This is a genomic window from Pigmentiphaga sp. NML080357 (assembly GCF_002188465.1).
Lineage (GTDB): Bacteria > Pseudomonadota > Gammaproteobacteria > Burkholderiales > Burkholderiaceae_B > Pigmentiphaga.
In genome coordinates this window covers 196,585-212,496 of the sequence record NZ_NINW01000041.1, presented here as the reverse complement: position 1 = coordinate 212,496, position 15,912 = coordinate 196,585, and the positions used below count along the sequence as shown (strand labels likewise).

16 protein-coding genes are annotated in these 15,912 nt (G+C 68.3%); 3 read left to right on the top strand and 13 right to left on the bottom strand.

All coding sequences use genetic code 11. The features are described from left to right. Positions 1 to 10: 10 nt before the first annotated feature. Entirely contained in the window at positions 11 to 496 is a 486-nt protein-coding gene (gene moaC, locus CDO44_RS19600; RefSeq protein WP_087781965.1) for a cyclic pyranopterin monophosphate synthase MoaC, read from the bottom strand. Then, positions 496 to 1,356, bottom strand: coding sequence for a sulfurtransferase (locus CDO44_RS19595; RefSeq protein ID WP_087781964.1), 861 nt, complete (start codon positions 1,354 to 1,356; stop codon positions 496 to 498). Before CDO44_RS19595 ends, moaC begins: the two co-directional genes overlap by 1 nt. A 116-nt stretch (positions 1,357 to 1,472) precedes the next feature. On the opposite strand from CDO44_RS19595, the gene CDO44_RS19590 reads away from it, so the two are divergent. Further along, the gene (locus CDO44_RS19590; protein ID WP_087781963.1) at positions 1,473 to 2,972 is read left to right on the top strand and encodes a M48 family metalloprotease; all 1,500 of its coding nucleotides are present in this window, start codon (positions 1,473 to 1,475) and stop codon (positions 2,970 to 2,972) included. Between the two features lie 36 nt (positions 2,973 to 3,008). Here the strand turns inward: CDO44_RS19590 and CDO44_RS19585 are convergent, their stop codons facing one another. The 7 genes from CDO44_RS19585 to CDO44_RS19555 all read right to left on the bottom strand — a co-directional run bounded on the left by CDO44_RS19585 (position 3,009) and on the right by CDO44_RS19555 (position 9,012). Continuing rightward, positions 3,009 to 3,626 carry a DUF2946 family protein gene (locus CDO44_RS19585; protein WP_087781962.1) on the bottom strand — a complete coding sequence of 206 codons (618 nt, stop codon included), beginning with the start codon at positions 3,624 to 3,626 and terminating at the stop codon, positions 3,009 to 3,011. After that, the gene (locus CDO44_RS19580) at positions 3,619 to 5,304 is read right to left on the bottom strand and encodes a thiamine pyrophosphate-binding protein (RefSeq protein ID WP_087781961.1); all 1,686 of its coding nucleotides are present in this window, start codon (positions 5,302 to 5,304) and stop codon (positions 3,619 to 3,621) included. The genes CDO44_RS19585 and CDO44_RS19580 overlap by 8 nt, the downstream gene beginning before the upstream one ends. A gap of 90 nt (positions 5,305 to 5,394) precedes the next feature. Next, positions 5,395 to 6,441 (bottom strand): YheT family hydrolase, encoded by a 1,047-nt coding sequence (locus tag CDO44_RS19575; protein WP_087781960.1) that lies wholly within the window; start codon positions 6,439 to 6,441, stop codon positions 5,395 to 5,397. A gap of 21 nt (positions 6,442 to 6,462) precedes the next feature. Beyond that, positions 6,463 to 6,885, bottom strand: coding sequence for a nuclear transport factor 2 family protein (locus CDO44_RS19570; RefSeq protein ID WP_087782002.1), 423 nt, complete (start codon positions 6,883 to 6,885; stop codon positions 6,463 to 6,465). Between the two features lie 26 nt (positions 6,886 to 6,911). Then, on the bottom strand, positions 6,912 to 7,766 hold the full coding sequence (gene purU / locus CDO44_RS19565) for a formyltetrahydrofolate deformylase (RefSeq protein WP_087781959.1): 855 nt from the start codon (positions 7,764 to 7,766) through the stop codon (positions 6,912 to 6,914). Between the two features lie 120 nt (positions 7,767 to 7,886). Then, on the bottom strand, positions 7,887 to 8,078 hold the full coding sequence (locus CDO44_RS19560; RefSeq protein ID WP_087781958.1) for a zinc-finger domain-containing protein: 192 nt from the start codon (positions 8,076 to 8,078) through the stop codon (positions 7,887 to 7,889). Positions 8,079 to 8,091: 13 nt separating this feature from the next. After that, a complete protein-coding gene (locus CDO44_RS19555) occupies positions 8,092 to 9,012 on the bottom strand; it encodes a branched-chain amino acid transaminase (protein ID WP_087781957.1) in 921 nt (306 codons plus the stop codon). Between the two features lie 193 nt (positions 9,013 to 9,205). On the opposite strand from CDO44_RS19555, the gene CDO44_RS19550 reads away from it, so the two are divergent. Further along, on the top strand, positions 9,206 to 9,967 hold the full coding sequence (locus tag CDO44_RS19550) for an AzlC family ABC transporter permease (RefSeq protein ID WP_087781956.1): 762 nt from the start codon (positions 9,206 to 9,208) through the stop codon (positions 9,965 to 9,967). Continuing rightward, positions 9,964 to 10,314: an AzlD domain-containing protein gene (locus CDO44_RS19545; RefSeq protein WP_087781955.1), complete on the top strand. Its 351-nt coding sequence runs from the start codon at positions 9,964 to 9,966 to the stop codon at positions 10,312 to 10,314. Before CDO44_RS19550 ends, CDO44_RS19545 begins: the two co-directional genes overlap by 4 nt. 14 nt (positions 10,315 to 10,328) lie before the next feature. Here CDO44_RS19545 and CDO44_RS19540 read toward each other — a convergent pair whose 3' ends face one another. The 4 genes from CDO44_RS19540 to glnE form a co-directional block, all read right to left on the bottom strand. Then, positions 10,329 to 11,312: a tripartite tricarboxylate transporter substrate binding protein gene (locus tag CDO44_RS19540; RefSeq protein WP_087781954.1), complete on the bottom strand. Its 984-nt coding sequence runs from the start codon at positions 11,310 to 11,312 to the stop codon at positions 10,329 to 10,331. Positions 11,313 to 11,372: 60 nt separating this feature from the next. Further along, complete coding sequence (locus tag CDO44_RS19535; protein WP_087781953.1) at positions 11,373 to 12,116, bottom strand: IclR family transcriptional regulator; 744 nt, start codon at positions 12,114 to 12,116, stop codon at positions 11,373 to 11,375. Continuing rightward, positions 12,113 to 12,679, bottom strand: a complete 567-nt coding sequence (locus CDO44_RS19530) for a VOC family protein (protein WP_087781952.1) — start codon at positions 12,677 to 12,679, stop codon at positions 12,113 to 12,115. Before CDO44_RS19530 ends, CDO44_RS19535 begins: the two co-directional genes overlap by 4 nt. Before the next feature lie 276 nt (positions 12,680 to 12,955). Beyond that, complete coding sequence (gene glnE, locus CDO44_RS19525) at positions 12,956 to 15,751, bottom strand: bifunctional [glutamate--ammonia ligase]-adenylyl-L-tyrosine phosphorylase/[glutamate--ammonia-ligase] adenylyltransferase (RefSeq protein ID WP_087781951.1); 2,796 nt, start codon at positions 15,749 to 15,751, stop codon at positions 12,956 to 12,958. Positions 15,752 to 15,912 lie beyond the last annotated feature (161 nt).

The window sequence follows — 15,912 nt, the reverse complement described above, 5'->3', positions numbered from 1 at the left end:
GTCGACGGCGCTATTCGCCGCGCGTCCAGGTGCCCGACTTGCCGCCGCGCTTCTCCAGCAGCCGCACGTCGCCCATCACCATGCCGCGGTCAGCCGCCTTGCACATGTCGTAGATGGTAAGCAGCGCGACTTGCACGGCGGTCAGCGCTTCCATCTCCACGCCGGTGCCGCCCACGGTTTCCGCGCGCACGGTGCAGCGCACCGCGTGCTCGGCTTCGTCCAGCTCGAAGTCGCAGGCGACGTGGGTGAGCGGGATGGGATGGCACAGCGGAATCAGCTCGGCGGTCTTCTTGGCGGCCATGATGGCGGCGATGCGGGCGATCCCCAGGACGTCGCCTTTCCTGGCGCTGCCGTCGCGGATCAGTGCGAGCGTGGCGGGCTGCATGCGTATCGTTCCGCCGGCGATGGCCACCCGGGCGGTCGCGGGCTTGGCTCCCACGTCCACCATGTGGGCCTGTCCCGCGGCATCGAAATGGGTCAAGGGGGATTGCGCCATCATCGTTCTCCGGTTGCGATGGGCGAGCCGGGACGGCTGCTCCATTCGCTCCATGAGCCTGGATACAGCGCCGCTCCGGTCAGGCCCGCGATTTCCATGCCGAGCAGGTTGTGGCAGGCGGTGACACCGGAGCCGCACTGGCTGATCACGCGGTTCGCGGGGGTGGCGCCGAGCAGTGCGTCGAATTCGGCCTTGAGCTGCGACGGGCTCTTGAAGCGTCCGTCGGGCTGCAGATTGTCGCGGAAGAAGCGGTTGACGGCGCCGGGGATGTGGCCGCCCACGGCGTCGAGCGTCTCGTTCTCGCCGCGGAAGCGATCGGCGGCGCGGGCGTCGACCACCAGCCGCGGAGCCTGCGCATGGAGATTGGCCCGCACCTCGTCGTATTCCACGGTCGCGGACAGCGGCGGCCGCAGCGTGAATCGGCCCGGCCGCGGCGACGCGGGCGGCTCCTGCTCGAGCGCAAGCCCAGCCGCACGCCAGGCGGCCAGGCCGCCATCCAGCACCGCGCTGGCCGGATGGCCGGCCCAGCGCAGCAGCCACCACAGGCGTGCGGCCATCGCGCCGCCGACGGCGTCGTAGGCGACTACCTGCGTGTCGTCGCTCGCGCCTAGCCGCGCCATCAGCGCCGCGACGTCCTCGCGCCGGGGCAAGGGATGGCGGCCGTTGTCGCCGGTCTTGGCGCCGCTCAGGTCCCGGTCCAGGTCCACGTAGACGGCGCCCGGAATATGTCCGGCCGCGTAGCCGCGCGCGCCGGCGCCGGTATCGGCCAGGTCGAAAGTGCAGTCGCAGACGAGGACGGGGGAGCTGGACTGCCGCAGCGCGTGCAGTTCCCGCGGGGAAATCAAGGTACCGTAGCTCATGGCGTGTCCTGTAAGCCTTGCCCCGCGGTTGGCCGGGCCGCGGGCCGGATTGGTATATTTTTCACGTTTTGACACGGCGGCGGGAACCCGTCGCCCAAGCTGGCTATCATACCGGTATGCCGAATTCCCACCGCCCCCTGTCGCTACGCCGCAAGGCCGCCGCGTTGCTGCTGCCGGCCCTGCTGTCGGCCGCCGCGCCGGCGCTGGCGCCCGCCCAGCCGGTCGGTCTGCCCGACCTGGGGGATTCGTCCGCGCAGGAGCTGTCGCCCCGGCTCGAGCAACGCCTGGGCGACGCCATCATGATGGAGTCGCTGCGCGATCCGGCTTACCTCGACGATCCCGACCTCACCCAGTATCTGACGGACATCGCGCGGCAGCTGTCGGCCCAGGCTCCCGCGGGCACCCCGAACATCCACGTGTTCGCCGTGCGCGATCCTTCCATCAACGCCTTCGCGATGCCGGGGGGCTACATCGGCGTGCACACCGGGCTGGTGGTGGCGGCGCAGAACGAATCGGAGCTGGCCGGCGTGCTGGCGCACGAAATCGGCCACGTGGTGCAGCGGCACATCGCCCGCGGCCTGGTCCAGCAGAAGCAGGACAGCCTCATCATGGTCGCGGCGCTGCTGGCCGCGCTGGTGGCCGCGCGCGGCAATTCGCAAGCGCCCGAGGCGGCGATGGCCTTCGGCCAGGCCGCGGCCATCAACTCGCAATTGGGGTTCTCGCGCGAGGCCGAACGCGAGGCCGACCGGACGGGCTTCCAGATGCTCGAGGGCGCGGGCTACAACGTCAACGGCATGGCGTCGTTCTTCGGGCGGTTGATGCAGGCTTCCGGACTCAACGAAAGCACCAGCCAGGCATTCACGCGTACCCACCCGCTGTCCATCGAGCGCATGTCCGACATGCAGAACCGGGCGCGCGGCGTGGTCATCCACAACCGCGCGAGTTCGTCCGATTTCTATTTCGTGCGCGCCAAGATGCGCATCTTGCAGGCGACCAGCGGCCAGGACACCCGGGACGCCATCCGCTATTTCGAGAGCCGGATCGCCGAAACCGAAGGCCTGGAGCGCGCCGCGGCCTATTACGGCGCGGCGGTCGGCTGGATGCGCCAGCGTGAATTCGACAAGGCCCAGGAAGCCTACCTGGGCGCCACCTCCGGGGCCCGCAGCCATTTCATGCTGGAGCGCCTCGCCATCGACCTCGCCCTGGCGCGCAACGACCCGCAGCAGGCGGTGAGCCTCGCGCGCAGCGCCTACGCGCGCTGGCCGGGGCAGCGAGGCCTGGCCATGGCCATGGCCGAATCCCTTCAACGCGCCGGGCGCAACCAGGAGGCGGTCGACTTCCTCAAGGAGCAGATGCTCAAGTGGAGCGACGAGCCGCGGTTCTATCAGATGGCGGCGGTCAGCTATTCGCGGCTGGGCAGCGTCGTGAACGAGCGGCGCAACATGGCCGACTATTACGCCATGACGGGCGCGCTGCCGGCCGCGGTGGAGCAATTGCAGCAGGCGCGCGCGGCGTCCAAGGACTTCTACGAGCAATCGCAGATCGATGCCAAGGTGCGCGAACTCCAGCGCCGCCTGAAGGAAGAACGCGACCTGCTCAAGCGGTTCCAGAGCTGAACGGCCCCGGCCCCTGGGGGCGCATACGCCCGCCTGCTATGTCGGCGGCGCCGGCCGTTCGATATATCCGAAAGCGGTGCTGGCGGGTTCGCGCAGCGGGACGAGGGGAATGGCCGCCTTGTTGACGGCCGGATAGAGTACCGTCTCGGGCGCGTGCGCCGCTGTCGTGCCGGGATCGGCCAGCCACCCGGGCGGATCCTCCAGCAGCGGCCGGCCGGCCGCGGTGCGCATCAACTCCAGCACGCCCGGGAGGTAGCGGTCTTCGACCATGCCGGGGCCATGCTCGGTCGCGGCGTACAAGCGGCCGCCGGCGTCGAGCGCCCAGCGTTCCACCCGGGTCACCGGGCGGTCGGTATGGGTAGCCAGCCGGCCCGCTTCGTCCGCCTGGCGCAGTATCAGCGGCGCGGCATCGAGCCTGACGAAGACGCGCTGTGGACCGTTCTGGAAGAACCAGCGTCCTTGCTCGTCATGTCCATAGTTGCGTGCGATGAAAGCGAGGATGCCCGGGTTGGAGATGGACACTCCGGGGCCGCCCGCGAGCGCGTCTCCCTCCGGATGCAGGCGCCAGCGGCCCCGCGCGTCGAGCGACAGCCAGCCGTAGGCGTCCGGCACGTCGGGCCAGCGCGCCATCGCGGCGAGGACGTCGCTATCCACGCCCTGCCAGCCGCGACTGCGGCGTGATCTGCCGGGGATCGGTGCGCAGTTCCAGCAGCGCCGGGCGGCCCGCGGCGCAGGCGCGTTCGAAGGCGGCGGGAAATGCCTCTGCGCTGTCCAACCGTTCGGCGTGGGCGCCGAAGGACTGCGCCAGTGCGACGAAGTCGGGATTGCGCAGGTCGGTGGCGCTCACCCGGCCCGGAAAGCGATTTTCCTGGTGCATGCGGATGGTGCCGTACATGCCGTTGTTGACCACGATGACGACAACGGCGGCGCCGAATTGCAGCGCGGTCGCGAGCTCCTGGGGATACATCAGGAAGCAGCCGTCGCCGGCCAGGCATACGACGGTTCGCCGCGGATGCCGCAGCTTGGCTGCCACTGCGGCCGGCAGGCCGTACCCCATTGCGCCGCAGGTGGGGGCCAGCTCCGTGCGCGGCCGGCGATAGCGGTAGAAGCGGTGCAGCCACACGGTATAGTTGCCGGCGCCATTGGCGAGGATGGCGTCGTCGGGCAGGATGCGGTCCAGGTGGGCGATGACCTGCGCCAGGTCGATCCCGCGCGATTCGGGGTGTGGCGATGGCAGCTTGCTGTAGCGCGCATGCAGCGCGCCGGCCTCGCGCGTCCAGTCGTCCCACGGGCGCGAGGCGGGCGGGGCGAGGTTCCTGAGCAGAGCGGCACCGGCCTCGATGCCGCTCTGGATCGCAAGATCGGCCTGGTAGACGCGCCCGAGCTCGGCGGCGTCCGCATGCAAGTGGACCAGTTTCTGCGCCGGGCGTGGCGGGACCAGCAAGGTGTAGCCGTTGGTGGCGATTTCGCCCAGCCGCGTGCCTACGGCGAGGATGAGGTCGGCGTTCTTGACCAGGGCGGCGAGCTCGGGATTGACGCCCAGGCTCAGATGTCCCGCGTACTGCGGCAGCCGGTTGTCGAAGAGATCCTGGCGGCGGAACGCGCAGGCCACGGGCAGGTTCCAGGCCTGGACGAAGGCCGCGAAGTCGGCGGCCGCGCGCTCGCTCCAGTTCGGGCCGCCGACGATGACCAGCGGCCGCTGCGCCGCGCCGAGCAGCGCGTGCAGCCGTGGGCCGGTGCTGGGGTCCGGACCGCAGGCGGCGGGCGTGGCCACCGGGGTGGCGGCGGCAGGGCACGGTGCGCTCAAGACGTCTTCCGGCAAGGCCAGCACCACGGGGCCCGGTCGGCCCGATGTCGCGCAGGCGAAGGCGCGGGCTACGAACTCGGGGATGCGCGCGGCATCGTCGATGCTCACGACCCATTTGGCGATGCTCCCGAACATTGCCTGGTAGTCGATTTCCTGGAAGGCTTCCCGCCCGAGTTCGCGGCGAGGAACCTGGCCGACGAAGAGAAGAAGGGGCGTCGAGTCCTGCTGGGCGATGTGCACGCCTATGCTCGCCTGCGTGGCGCCCGGCCCCCGCGTCACGAAGCAGATGCCGGGCTTGCCGGTGAGCTTGCCGTCGGCTTCCGCCATGTTGGCGGCCGCGCCTTCGTGCTTGGCGACCACCACGTCCATGCTGGGATGGGCATGCAAGGCATCCAGCACGTCGAGATAGCTTTCGCCGGGTACGCAGAAAACCCGGTCTACGCCGTGTGCAGTCAACGATTCGACGAGGAGCCGGCCTCCGGTGGTCTGGGGAAGTCCATCGGAAACCGCGTGAGTCGGGATCATGGGAGCGTCCGTCCGAAGAGTGAAGGGCAACAGGCCGTCTTCCGCATTGTCGAAGAAAACGGCGCCGTTGTCAGGCCTCGGACGGCGTCGTCAGCGGCCCGAGCGGAAGAAGACGGCCAGCCGTTGCGGCAGCCAGTTCAGGTTGCTCGGGAAGCGCCCCGTGGGAAAGCCCGCGTGGCCTCCTTGTTCGGGCTGGTGCAGCACGACCTGGTCCGAAGCCTGTGACGCGTCGGGCAGGTAGCGGCCGGGCAGGAACGGGTCGTTGCGCGCATTCAGGACCAGCGTCGGGACGTTAATGTCGGCCAGCAACGGCTTGCTCGAGGCACGCGTCCAGTAGTCGTTCACGTCGCGGAAACCGTGCGTGGGCGCGGTGTAGGCGTCGTCGAACTCGTACAGGTCGCGGGCATTGGCCACGCGGATCACGTCGATGGTGCCCGGAAAGCGCTGCGCCTTCTGGAGGGTCTTGGCCTTCAGGGTGCGCAGGAACATGTGGGTATAGACGTGCCGGTTGATCAGGCCCGTGCCCAGGATGCGGCCGCCGGCCATGAGGTCCACCGGCGCCGAAACGCCGGCCGCCGCGACGAGCCATCCCGCGGACGAGCCCGCTTCGCCAAGGTACTTGAGCAGCGCGTTGCCGCCCAGCGACACGCCGGTGGCATGCCAGCGCATTTCGGGCAGGCGCTGGCGCACGGTGTCCAGCATGAAGGCGATGTCGGCCGAATCGCCGGAGTGGTAGGCCCGGGGCAGCCGATTGGGCTCGCCGGAGCAGCCGCGGAAATGCGGCACGACCACGGTCCAGCCCCGGGCGCGGAAATGCTGGGAAATGGCCTGCGCATAGTGGCTGGCGCTGCTGCCTTCCAGGCCGTGGAAGAGCACCAGGCCATTGCGCGACGCCGTGGAGGTGCCGGCCGCCGCGGCAAGTCGGGCGAACAGTCCGGGCTCCACGGCTGCGCCCGGCGCGAAACCCGGCGCTGTCCAGTCGAAATCGATGAAATCGCCATCCGGCGTATCGACGCGTTCGCGCACGAACGATACGTGGTGATGCGATGAGAACCGCGACGCGAAGATGGTCTGGCTATGTCCTTCGGGCAACCATGCGGGAGTGGGGCAGGGTGTCGTATCCAGGTAAGCGGGCATGCGGTGTTCGGCTGCGGCAACTCAATGCAGTAGGTCGGGAACGTCCTGCAGCTCGGTCGGACCGAGGTCGGCAGGGGCCTGCGACGAATGGTGCAGAACCAGACGCCAGCCGGTGGGACCTTTGTGAAAGACATTGGTTGCATAGCAGCGGACGATCTGCCTGCCCTGCGAAGTATCGACCATGAGCTGCTCCACTACCGTGTGGACCGAACTCATCATGCTTTGTACGGTGTGGATGCGCGTGGGACGGATGGAAACCGGCGCATTGCCGAAGATCTCGCGCCACGACTCCTGCACGGCTTCGTGGCCGACCAGCCGCGGACCGCCCGGATGGATGCAGACGATGTCCTCGTCGTCCGCCCATACCGCCATCAGCTGGGCGAGGTCGCCCTGTTCCAGGGCGTCGTAGAACGCCTGTTCGGCTTCTTCCGAGGTGGCGAACAGCAGAGCGCCGCGGGATTTGAGCACCATTATGCGAATACGATGGTCTTGTGGCCGTTCAACAGAATGCGGTGCTCCACGTGCCAGCGCACGGCGCGCGCCAGCACCAGGCATTCGACGTCGCGGCCGACCTGGGTCAGGGCTTCCGGCGACATGCTGTGGTCCACCCGCGCGATGTCCTGCTCGATGATGGGGCCCTCGTCGAGGTCCGGGGTCACGTAGTGGGCGGTGGCCCCGATCAGCTTCACGCCACGGTCGTGCGCCTGGTAGTACGGCCGGGCGCCTTTGAAGCTGGGCAGGAAGCTGTGGTGGATGTTGATGGCGCGGCCGGCCAGCGCGCGGCACATGTCCGGCGACAGGATCTGCATGTAGCGCGCCAGCACGACCAGGTCGATGTTCTCGCGCTCGACGATCTGCAGCACTTGCCGCTCCTGCTGCTCCTTGCCGCCCGCGGCCACAGGCAGGTGGTAGAACGGGACGCCGTACGAGGCCGACAGCAGCGCGAAATCGGGATGGTTGGAAACCACCGCCGGGATGTCGATCGGCAGTTGGCCGCTCTTGGCGCGGAACAGCAGGTCGTTCAGGCAGTGGCCGTGCTTGCTGACCATCAGCAGCACGCGCGCGCGCCGGTGCGGGTCGCGGATCTGCCATTGCATCGAGAAGCGCTCGGCCAGTGAAGCGAAATCTTGCCGGACGGCCTCGGCATCCACGCCTCCGGGCAGGGTGAAATGCACCCGCAGGAAGAAAAGCTTGGTGTCCTCGTCGCCGAACTGCTGGGAATCCAGGATGTTGCAGCCGCGCTCGAACAGGAAGCCCGATACGTGATAGACGATGCCGGTCGTATCGGGGCAGGCGAGCGTCAGGATGTAGTCGTTGTGCTGCACTGGAATGTCCTGTAAACAAAAGCAAACCCCGGCGGGCCGGGGTGGTGTCCTGAACCGGGGCAGTTCAAGGATGGCGCGATGGTATCGGACACCATCCGAAGAACGCCGTTCTCGCGCACGTCAGTGCGTAGGGGCGGGACCCTTCAAGCGGTACTCCGCGCCACAGTACGGGCACTTGGCTTCGCCCGTCGTCGCCACGTCCAGGAACACCTTGGGATGCATGTTCCAGAGCGGAGTATGCGGCCCGGGGCACGAAAGCGGAAGCTCGTCGGCATCGACTTCGGTGACGGCGTTGGCAGCTTCGGTGGTCATGGCGTTTTCCTGCTCAGACGTGGGTAAGCCAGTGGTTGTACTTGGCGTTGCGGCCGGCAACCAGGTCGAAGAAGGCCTGCTGCAGACGCGCGGTGATCGGGCCGCACTGGCCGGCGCCGATCTTGCGGCGATCGAGTTCGCGGATGGGCGTGACTTCGGCGGCGGTGCCGGTGAAGAAAGCCTCGTCCGCGATGTAGACGTCGTCGCGGGTCAGGCGCTTGGTGACCACCTTGATGCCCAGGTCGGCCGCCAGGCTGTGGATCGTGGAGCGGGTGATGCCGGTCAGGGCCGACGCGATCTCGGGCTCGACCAGCACGCCGTCCTTGACGATGAAGATGTTCTCGCCCGAGCCTTCGGCCACGAAGCCCTCGGTGTCGAGCAGCAGGGCTTCGTCGTAGCCGTCCTCGGTGGCTTCCAGGTTGGCGAGGATGGAGTTCGCGTAGGTGGAGGCCAGCTTGGCGCGCGGCATCGTCACGTTGACGTGATGGCGGGCGTAGGAGGAGGTCTTGACCCGGATGCCTTTCTGCAGCGCCTCGGCGCCCAGGTAGGCGCCCCATTCCCAGGCGGCAACGGCCACGTGCACCTTGGCGCCCTTGGGCGAGACGCCCATTTTCTCGGAACCGTAGAAGGCGATGGGGCGCAGGTAGCAGGATTCCAGGTTGTTGGCCTTGACCACTTCCTTCTGCGCTTCCATCAGGGCCTCCCGGCTGTACGGGATCTGCATTTGATAGATGTGGGCGGAATTGATCAGGCGGTCGGTGTGTTCCTTGAGCCGGAAAATCGATGTTCCGAGGTCGGTCTTGTATGCGCGCACACCCTCGAATACCGCCAACCCGTAGTGCAGGGAGTGTGTGAGCACATGGGTGTTGGCTTCACGCCAGGGGACGAGCTTGCCGTCGTACCAGATGAAGCCGTCGCGGTCTGACATCGACATGATTGGGATCTCCGAAATGAACCAGATATTGTACCAATCTGCGACTGGATCCAGCGGCGGGGCGGCGCGCAGGGGGACTCCCCCGGCAACCCCTCCCGGGTTCCAGGGAGATTCGGGTAATCACTTACAATAGCTGTAAACCATAACTTTACTCCTTCCGGCCTGCCCCCCGCGGCAGCGCTCCCCGACCTTCATGTCAAGCACGCCTTCTTCCGCCGTACCCGCCGGTCCGACCAGGAAGGAGCTCCGGGCCGCTTTCGTCGCGGGACTGAAGGCGCTGGCGCCGACCACCATCGCCATCGGCGTCTGGGGGCTGGTCAGCGGGGTGGCCATGGTCAAGGTCGGGCTCAGCCAGACCCTGGCGCTGGCGATGACCCTGCTGGTGTACGCGGGTTCGGCGCAGTTGGCCGCCCTGCCGCTGATCGTGGCCGGCGCCCCGGTCTGGCTGGTGTTCGCGGCAGGCTGCGTGGTGAACCTGCGCTTCGTCATCTTCGCCGCCGCGATGCATCCCTATTTCCGCCGGTTCTCGCGCCTGAGGCGCCTCGGCCTCGGCTATCTGACGAGCGACATCGGCTTCGTGCTGTTCATGCCGCGCTACGGCGATGCGCCCGTCAAGGGCACGCCCGAGCAGATCTGGTTCTTCCTGGGCGCGGCCGCGGGCAATTGGCTGACCTGGCAAGTATGTTCGGTCGCCGGCATCCTGCTGGGATCCGTCGTGCCTCAGGCCTGGTCGCTGGAGTTCGCGGCCGTGCTGGCGCTGATCGCCATCGTCGTGCCGATGGTGGCGAGCTGGCCGGTGCTGGCCGCCGTGGCCGCGGCGGGGCTGGTGGGCTGGGCGGGCCAGCCGCTGCCGCTGCGGCTGGGCCTGGTGCTGGCGGTCGTGGCGGGGGTCTGGGCCGGCGTCTCCGCCGAGAAGGTGCTTGAGCGCAGGACCGCGCAAGGAGGCAGGACATGAGTCCGTCGAGTTTTCCGCCGGTTTCGGATTCGCCGTACGTCTGGCTGGTGATCGCCGCGCTGACGCTGTGCACGGTGATCACCCGCGCCGGCTTCCTGCTGCTGGGCGACAACGTGCCCCTGCCCGACGGCGTGCGGCGCGCCCTGCGCTATGCGCCGGCCGCGGCTCTCGCCGCGGTGATCATGCCCGACCTTCTGCCCTGGCCGCCTGGCGGGGTGCCCGTCTTCGACTGGCGCGCGCTGGCTGCCGTGGTCGCGGTGGCCGTCATGGTGACCACGCGCAATACGATCGCCATGATCGGGGCCGGGATGGCCACGTTGTGGCTGTTGCGCTGGCTGTTGGGCTGACGGCGCCGCCGGGCTTATTCCGCCTGGATGTTGCGCTGAACCACGACGGCGCGCAGGCGCCTGATGTCGTTCTCCACGCGCGCCTGGAATTCTTCCGGCGACGAGGCCCGCGGCGAACCGCCCCAGTCCACCAGTTGCTGCCGCACGGCCGGCGTATCGAGCACCGCGCGCAATTCACGGTTCAGGCGGGCCACCACGTCCGCGGGGGTGCCGGCCGGAGCCGCGATGCCCAGCCATGATTCGAAGACGATCGCCGGCAGCGTGTCGGCCACGCTCGGAACGCCGGGCAGCGCCTGCACATTCGCGGGCGCCGTGGTCGCCAGCAGGCGCACGCGGTTGGCCTTGAACAGCGGCGCGGTATTGGTCATCGTATCGATCATGACGTCCACGCGTCCGGCCAGCAGTTCCGTCATCGGGCCGGCCCCGCCCTTGAACGGCACGTGGAGCGCGCTGCCGCCGCTCTCCGCCATGATCCATTCGCCGACGAGGTGCATGGCGGTGCCGACCCCGACCGATGTGTACGTGTAGCGGTCCTTTTCTGTCTTGATGCGGTGGACGAAGTCTTCGAACGACTTGATCGGCGAGGCCGGGGCCACGGCCAGCGTCAGCGGATAAGTGGTGAGCGTCGATATCCAGCTGAAACCCTTGACGGGCTCGAAGGGGAGGTCCTTGCGCATCGCGGCATTGGTGCCGTGGCCGCTGGTCATCAATACCAGCGTGTGGCCGTCGGGTTCGCTCTTGGCCACCTGTGCCGATGCGATGTTGCCGCCGTCGCCGGCGCGGTTCTCGACGACCACCGGCTGGCCGAGCCGTTCGCCCAGCGCCTTGCCCACGAGGCGCGCCACGACATCGCTGCCGCCGCCGGCGGCGAAGCCGACAAGCAGCTTGACCGGCCGTGCCGGATAGGTGCCCTGGGCCAGCGCGGGAACGGCCAGCGCCGCTCCCAGCAGGCCGGCCGCCGCCAGCGCGGCGCGCCGGCGAATGTCGCCGTTGCTCATGTGTGTCTCCTCGCGTGTTTCTGTCGTATGCCGTCGCCAGGGAGGGCGTGGCGGTACCGTTCATTCCGCCTGCTGCAGGCGTGCGGAAAGTTCACGGCTTTTTTGTTTCAGCACGGCTCCCAAGGCCGCGCCGTTGAGGAACTCGCCTCGCTGCCTGGAGCAGACGAGGGATATCGTTCCGATGACTTCATCCTCGAGCATCACCGGGACGCCATAGCCGATGACGTCGGGATCGAGCCCGGCGTGGCTGACCACGTACCCTGCCTTGCGTATGGCCTTCAGGCTGGCCCACGTGGCGTTCCAGGCCTGTTCGCCGGCGTCGCCATGGGCCTGCTCGAACAGCTTGCGCACCCGCGCACGCGGCCAGAACGCCAGCACGGACAGCGATGGCGCGCCGCGGAACCATGGCAGGCTCTTGCCTCGCAGGTAGGTCAGTTCGAGTGACTCGACGCCCGGTTCGTGCGCCACGTTGAGCAGATGTTCGCCATAGACGTTGGAAAGCAGCACGTGGCACCCGGTCTCCTGCGCCAATTCGCGCAGGATGGGCTGGCTGGCGCGGGTGACGGGGTCGGTTTCGCGGATCAAGGCCTCGAGTTCCACCACGCGCGCGCCGATTACGTACCGGCCCCGGGGCAGCCGGATGAGCAGGCCCGCCTGGCACAGTTCCTTGACATAACGGTACGTGGACGAAGGCGTGAAACCGAAATGGCTGGCCAGGTCGTCCACGGTCCACGCGTACCGGTCATGGGTATAGGCATCGAGCAGCGCCAGCATGCGCCCGAGGCTGGATGCGCCGTCGCTCATGCCGGGGCTTGCTCGACGCCCATGCGGCGCGCCATGTCGGCCCGCCACGCCTCCCGGCTGCGGAAGCCCGGCAGCCCGCGCGCATGCCGTTCGGCCCAGGCCATCAATTCGGCCGGCGGCAGCTCGATGGGCATGGGAACCCTCATGGGCTGGGACACGTACCACGGCGTATCGACATAGAGCTCCAGCCGGTTGCCCTCGGGGTCGCGGCAATACAGCGACAGCGCGTTGCCATGCGTGACCGGCGCAAGGTCCGCCACGCGGGCGTCCTGAAGGCGCCGGTGATAGCGCTGCAGGGTTTCCAGGGAGTCGGCCATCAACGACAGCTGGTTGATGACGTTGAACCGGACGTCGGCCGGCCGGCCCGACACCAGCACGATCTGGTGATGCACGTCCGGATCGCGGCTGGTGAAGACCAGTTCGACCGGGCCTTGGGGACCGTCGAGCATGCCGCGGTCCGTGATGGTGAAGTCCAGCACCTTCGAATAGAAATCGGCCATCCGCTGGATGTCGGTGACGAAGATGCCGACATGGCTGAACGAAAGACCTGTTCTTTTGATCATGGTGGAATTTGTTCGAGAAGGTCTGGAGGTTTTTTTCAGAAAAACGTGGTTTTTTGCATATTACGTAAAAAACTCAAAAAAGAACTCATGTGAAACCCCAGGTGCGGAAAAGGGCGGCGGGGAAGCGCAGTGCGGGCGCGCGCTCCTGGCGACGGCGAAGCCGGCCCGCTGGGCGGCCCGGCGGCGGGGTCGAACGGATGGGGCAGTGGGGAGCGGGCGAACGCCCGCGCGGGAGAGCTCCCGGCCGGCGCGCGAGCCCGGCCGGGCGGGGCTGGCCTACCCGGGGAGCCTGGGCGAGCCGAATACGCGTTCCCACAGCTCGAACACGGCGGCGCGCTCCGCCGCCAGGGCTTCCTGCGGGACGCGCGCCTTTTCGATGTCCTGCAGGCGCAGCGCGTGCTGTTCCCGCCGCAGCGTGCGGTAGGCGTCGCCTACGCGCTGCGCCAGTTCGCCGGGAATCAGGCCGGCTTCGGCGGCGTGGCGCAGCAGCGCGATGTTGCCGAGGTTCTGCACCAGGATCTCGTGGTCGCGGGCGTGCAGCAGCACCAGGTACTGGGTGATGAACTCGACGTCCACCATGCCGCCCGGATCGTGCTTGAGATCGAAGTCCGGGGTCGGGTTGGGGTGGCCTTCGCTGATCTTGCGCCGCATCGCGATGACCTCGTCCGCCAGCTGGCGGGCATCGCGCGGCATGAGCAGCACTTCGCGCCGGATGCGCTCGAACTGCCGGCCGACGGCCGGGTCGCCGGCTGCGAAACGGGCGCGGGTAATGGCCTGGTGCTCCCAGGGCCACGCGTGCTCTTTCTGGTAGCGCTCGAAAGCCTCGGTCGATATGACCATCAGGCCGGCCTGTCCGTCGGGACGCAGGCGCAAGTCCACTTCGTAAAGGCGGCCGGAGGCCGTCATGGATCCCAGCCAGGACAGGATGCGCTGGCCGAAGCGGGCGTAGATCTCGCCGGCGTCCTCGCGCGTGTCTTCATACAGGAACACGAGGTCCAGGTCCGAGGCGTAGCCCAGTTCCTTGCCGCCGTGCTTGCCGTAGGCGACGACCGCGAAGCGCGCGGGGGTGCGGCCCTGGTCCTTGGAAACCTGGTACCAGACGCGCTTGAGCGTTTCTTCCAGCATGATGTCGGCCACCATGGACAGGTAGTCGCCCAGGCGCTCGACCGTCAGCTGGCCCTCGAGGTCCTGGGCAAGCAGGTGGAAGCCCCACTGGCGCTGCGCGTCGCGCATCAGGTTCATTTGCCGTTCCACGTCCGGGGCGCCGGTGCCGTCGATCACGCACGCGTCCAGGTCGTCGCTGAGCTTGCGCGCCAGGGCGGGCAGGTCGGGCGGGGCCAGCAGCGTGCGCCAGTCGAGCAGTTCGTCCAGCAACAGCGGGTGCCGCGTGAGATAGCCCGCGGCCCAGTCGCTGGCGGCGAAGATGCGGGCCACGCGGGCGAGCGTGTCCGGATACTCAGCCAAGAGCGCCATGTAGGCGCTGCGCTGGGCGATGTGCTCGATCAGTCCGAACATGCGAAGCAGCGCCGGCGCGGGAGCCTTGGTGCCCGCGCAGGCGTCCACGACGGCCGGCAGCAGGGCAGCCAGGCGGCGCCGGCTGTTGTCGGGCAGGCTGCGGATCCGCGGGCTGCCGAGCAGCGCGGCCACGCGCGGCAACAGGCTGTCGGCCTCGGCCGGCAGGCAGGCGCGTATGCGTTCGACCAGCAGGTCCTCGGGATCGCCGCCGCGGTGGCCTTCCGGGCTACCCGCCGGACCCGCGTCACTCTGGCCGAACACGCCGCGGAAGGTAGCCTCGACGAATTCCCGGTGCCCGGTTAGCGTGCGCTCGAATTCGGCGGGGTCGGCAAAGCCCAGCGCGCGCGCCAGTTCCGCGCGCCGTTCGGTGTCCTGGGGCAGCAGGTGGGTCTGCTGGTCTTCGCGGTATTGCAGCGCGTGCTCGACGCGGCGCAGGAAACGGTAGGCGCTTTCGAGGCGTTCGGCGTCCTGCGCGGAAACGAGGCCGGCCTCGCGTTCGGCGTGCAGCGCCGGCAGCAGGCCCCGCACGCGCAAGGTGGGAGTGCGGCCGCCGCGTACCAGTTGCGACAGCTGGACCACGAACTCGATTTCGCGGATGCCGCCTTCGCCCAGCTTGACGTTGTCGGCCTGGGTGACCTGTTCGCCCGTGCCGTTGTAGGAACGGCGGTTCCAGTCTTCGCGGATGCGCTCGCGCAGCGCGCGCAGCGCGGCCAGCGCGTCGAAATCGAAGTACTTGCGGTAGACGAAGGGCCGGCACAGCGCCTCGAGCTGGGCGGCCTGCGCGGCGGGATCGCTGCCCTCGAAGGCGCGGGCCTCGATGCGCCGGGCCTTCAGCCAGGCATAGCGTTCCCACTCGCGGCCCTGGGAGATCAGGTAGTTCTCGAAGGCGTCCAGGCTCCAGGCCAGCGGCCCGGCATCGCCGTCCGGACGCAGGCGCAGGTCGGTGCGGAATACGTGGCCGTCGGCGTCGATCTCCGATATCACCGGCATCATGCGGCGCGTGAGCCGGCCATAGAACTCGTGATGGGAGATCGGCCGGCGGCCGTCCGTTTCCCCTTCGTCGCCGTAGAGCATGACCAGGTCGATGTCGGACGAGACGTTGAGTTCCTCGCCGCCCAGCTTGCCCATGCCGACGATCATCATTTCCTGCGGCAGGCCGGAGGAGGCTTCGCGCGGAATGCCGTGCACTTCGGCCAGTTCGGTCGCCACGCTGCGGTAGGCCTCTTCGATGGCCAGGTCGGCCAGCCGCGTCATCGCGCCCACGACTTCTTCCAGTGGCGCGAGGCCGGCCAGGTCGCGCACCATGATCGCGCAGAACACGCGTTCGCGCAGCTTGCGGAGCACCGCGCGGCAGTCGGCCACCGGCAGGGGGCCGGCGGAGGCCGCACCCGTGCGGGCCGTGCGCAGCTCGTCGAACCAGGAGGCCAGCGCCGAGGCGTCGACCGGCCTGGCCGCTGCGTCGGCCAGCCACTGGCCGTATTCGGGCTGGGCGTCGATGCGCCGGCGCAGGTGGCCAGACCAGGAGAGCGCGGGTGCGAGCAGGGACGTATCTGACATGGCGGAAAATGTGGCATTGCGTAACAGAATTGTGCGCCACGAAGAAGTTTTGTGCAGAAGCCAGCATAAGACAAGCCTGCCGGTATAAGCTTCAACTTTCTCATTCTTTCCATCCCGGCCGTCGCCGCCGCTTCGACGGAACGACTCCGTTTCGCCGTCCC

What these genes read in the sequence shown, in the direction of transcription:
- moaC (WP_087781965.1), bottom strand. Translation starts at nt 496, where the DNA reads ATGGCGCAATCCCCCTTGACCCATTTCGATGCCGCGGGACAGGCCCAC.
- CDO44_RS19595 (WP_087781964.1), bottom strand. Translation starts at nt 1,356, where the DNA reads ATGAGCTACGGTACCTTGATTTCCCCGCGGGAACTGCACGCGCTGCGG.
- CDO44_RS19590 (WP_087781963.1), top strand. Translation starts at nt 1,473, where the DNA reads ATGCCGAATTCCCACCGCCCCCTGTCGCTACGCCGCAAGGCCGCCGCG.
- CDO44_RS19580 (WP_087781961.1), bottom strand. Translation starts at nt 5,304, where the DNA reads ATGATCCCGACTCACGCGGTTTCCGATGGACTTCCCCAGACCACCGGA.
- CDO44_RS19575 (WP_087781960.1), bottom strand. Translation starts at nt 6,441, where the DNA reads ATGCCCGCTTACCTGGATACGACACCCTGCCCCACTCCCGCATGGTTG.
- CDO44_RS19560 (WP_087781958.1), bottom strand. Translation starts at nt 8,078, where the DNA reads ATGACCACCGAAGCTGCCAACGCCGTCACCGAAGTCGATGCCGACGAG.
- CDO44_RS19555 (WP_087781957.1), bottom strand. Translation starts at nt 9,012, where the DNA reads ATGTCGATGTCAGACCGCGACGGCTTCATCTGGTACGACGGCAAGCTC.
- CDO44_RS19550 (WP_087781956.1), top strand. Translation starts at nt 9,206, where the DNA reads ATGTCAAGCACGCCTTCTTCCGCCGTACCCGCCGGTCCGACCAGGAAG.
- CDO44_RS19545 (WP_087781955.1), top strand. Translation starts at nt 9,964, where the DNA reads ATGAGTCCGTCGAGTTTTCCGCCGGTTTCGGATTCGCCGTACGTCTGG.
- CDO44_RS19540 (WP_087781954.1), bottom strand. Translation starts at nt 11,312, where the DNA reads ATGAGCAACGGCGACATTCGCCGGCGCGCCGCGCTGGCGGCGGCCGGC.
- CDO44_RS19535 (WP_087781953.1), bottom strand. Translation starts at nt 12,116, where the DNA reads ATGAGCGACGGCGCATCCAGCCTCGGGCGCATGCTGGCGCTGCTCGAT.
- CDO44_RS19530 (WP_087781952.1), bottom strand. Translation starts at nt 12,679, where the DNA reads ATGATCAAAAGAACAGGTCTTTCGTTCAGCCATGTCGGCATCTTCGTC.
- glnE (WP_087781951.1), bottom strand. Translation starts at nt 15,751, where the DNA reads ATGTCAGATACGTCCCTGCTCGCACCCGCGCTCTCCTGGTCTGGCCAC.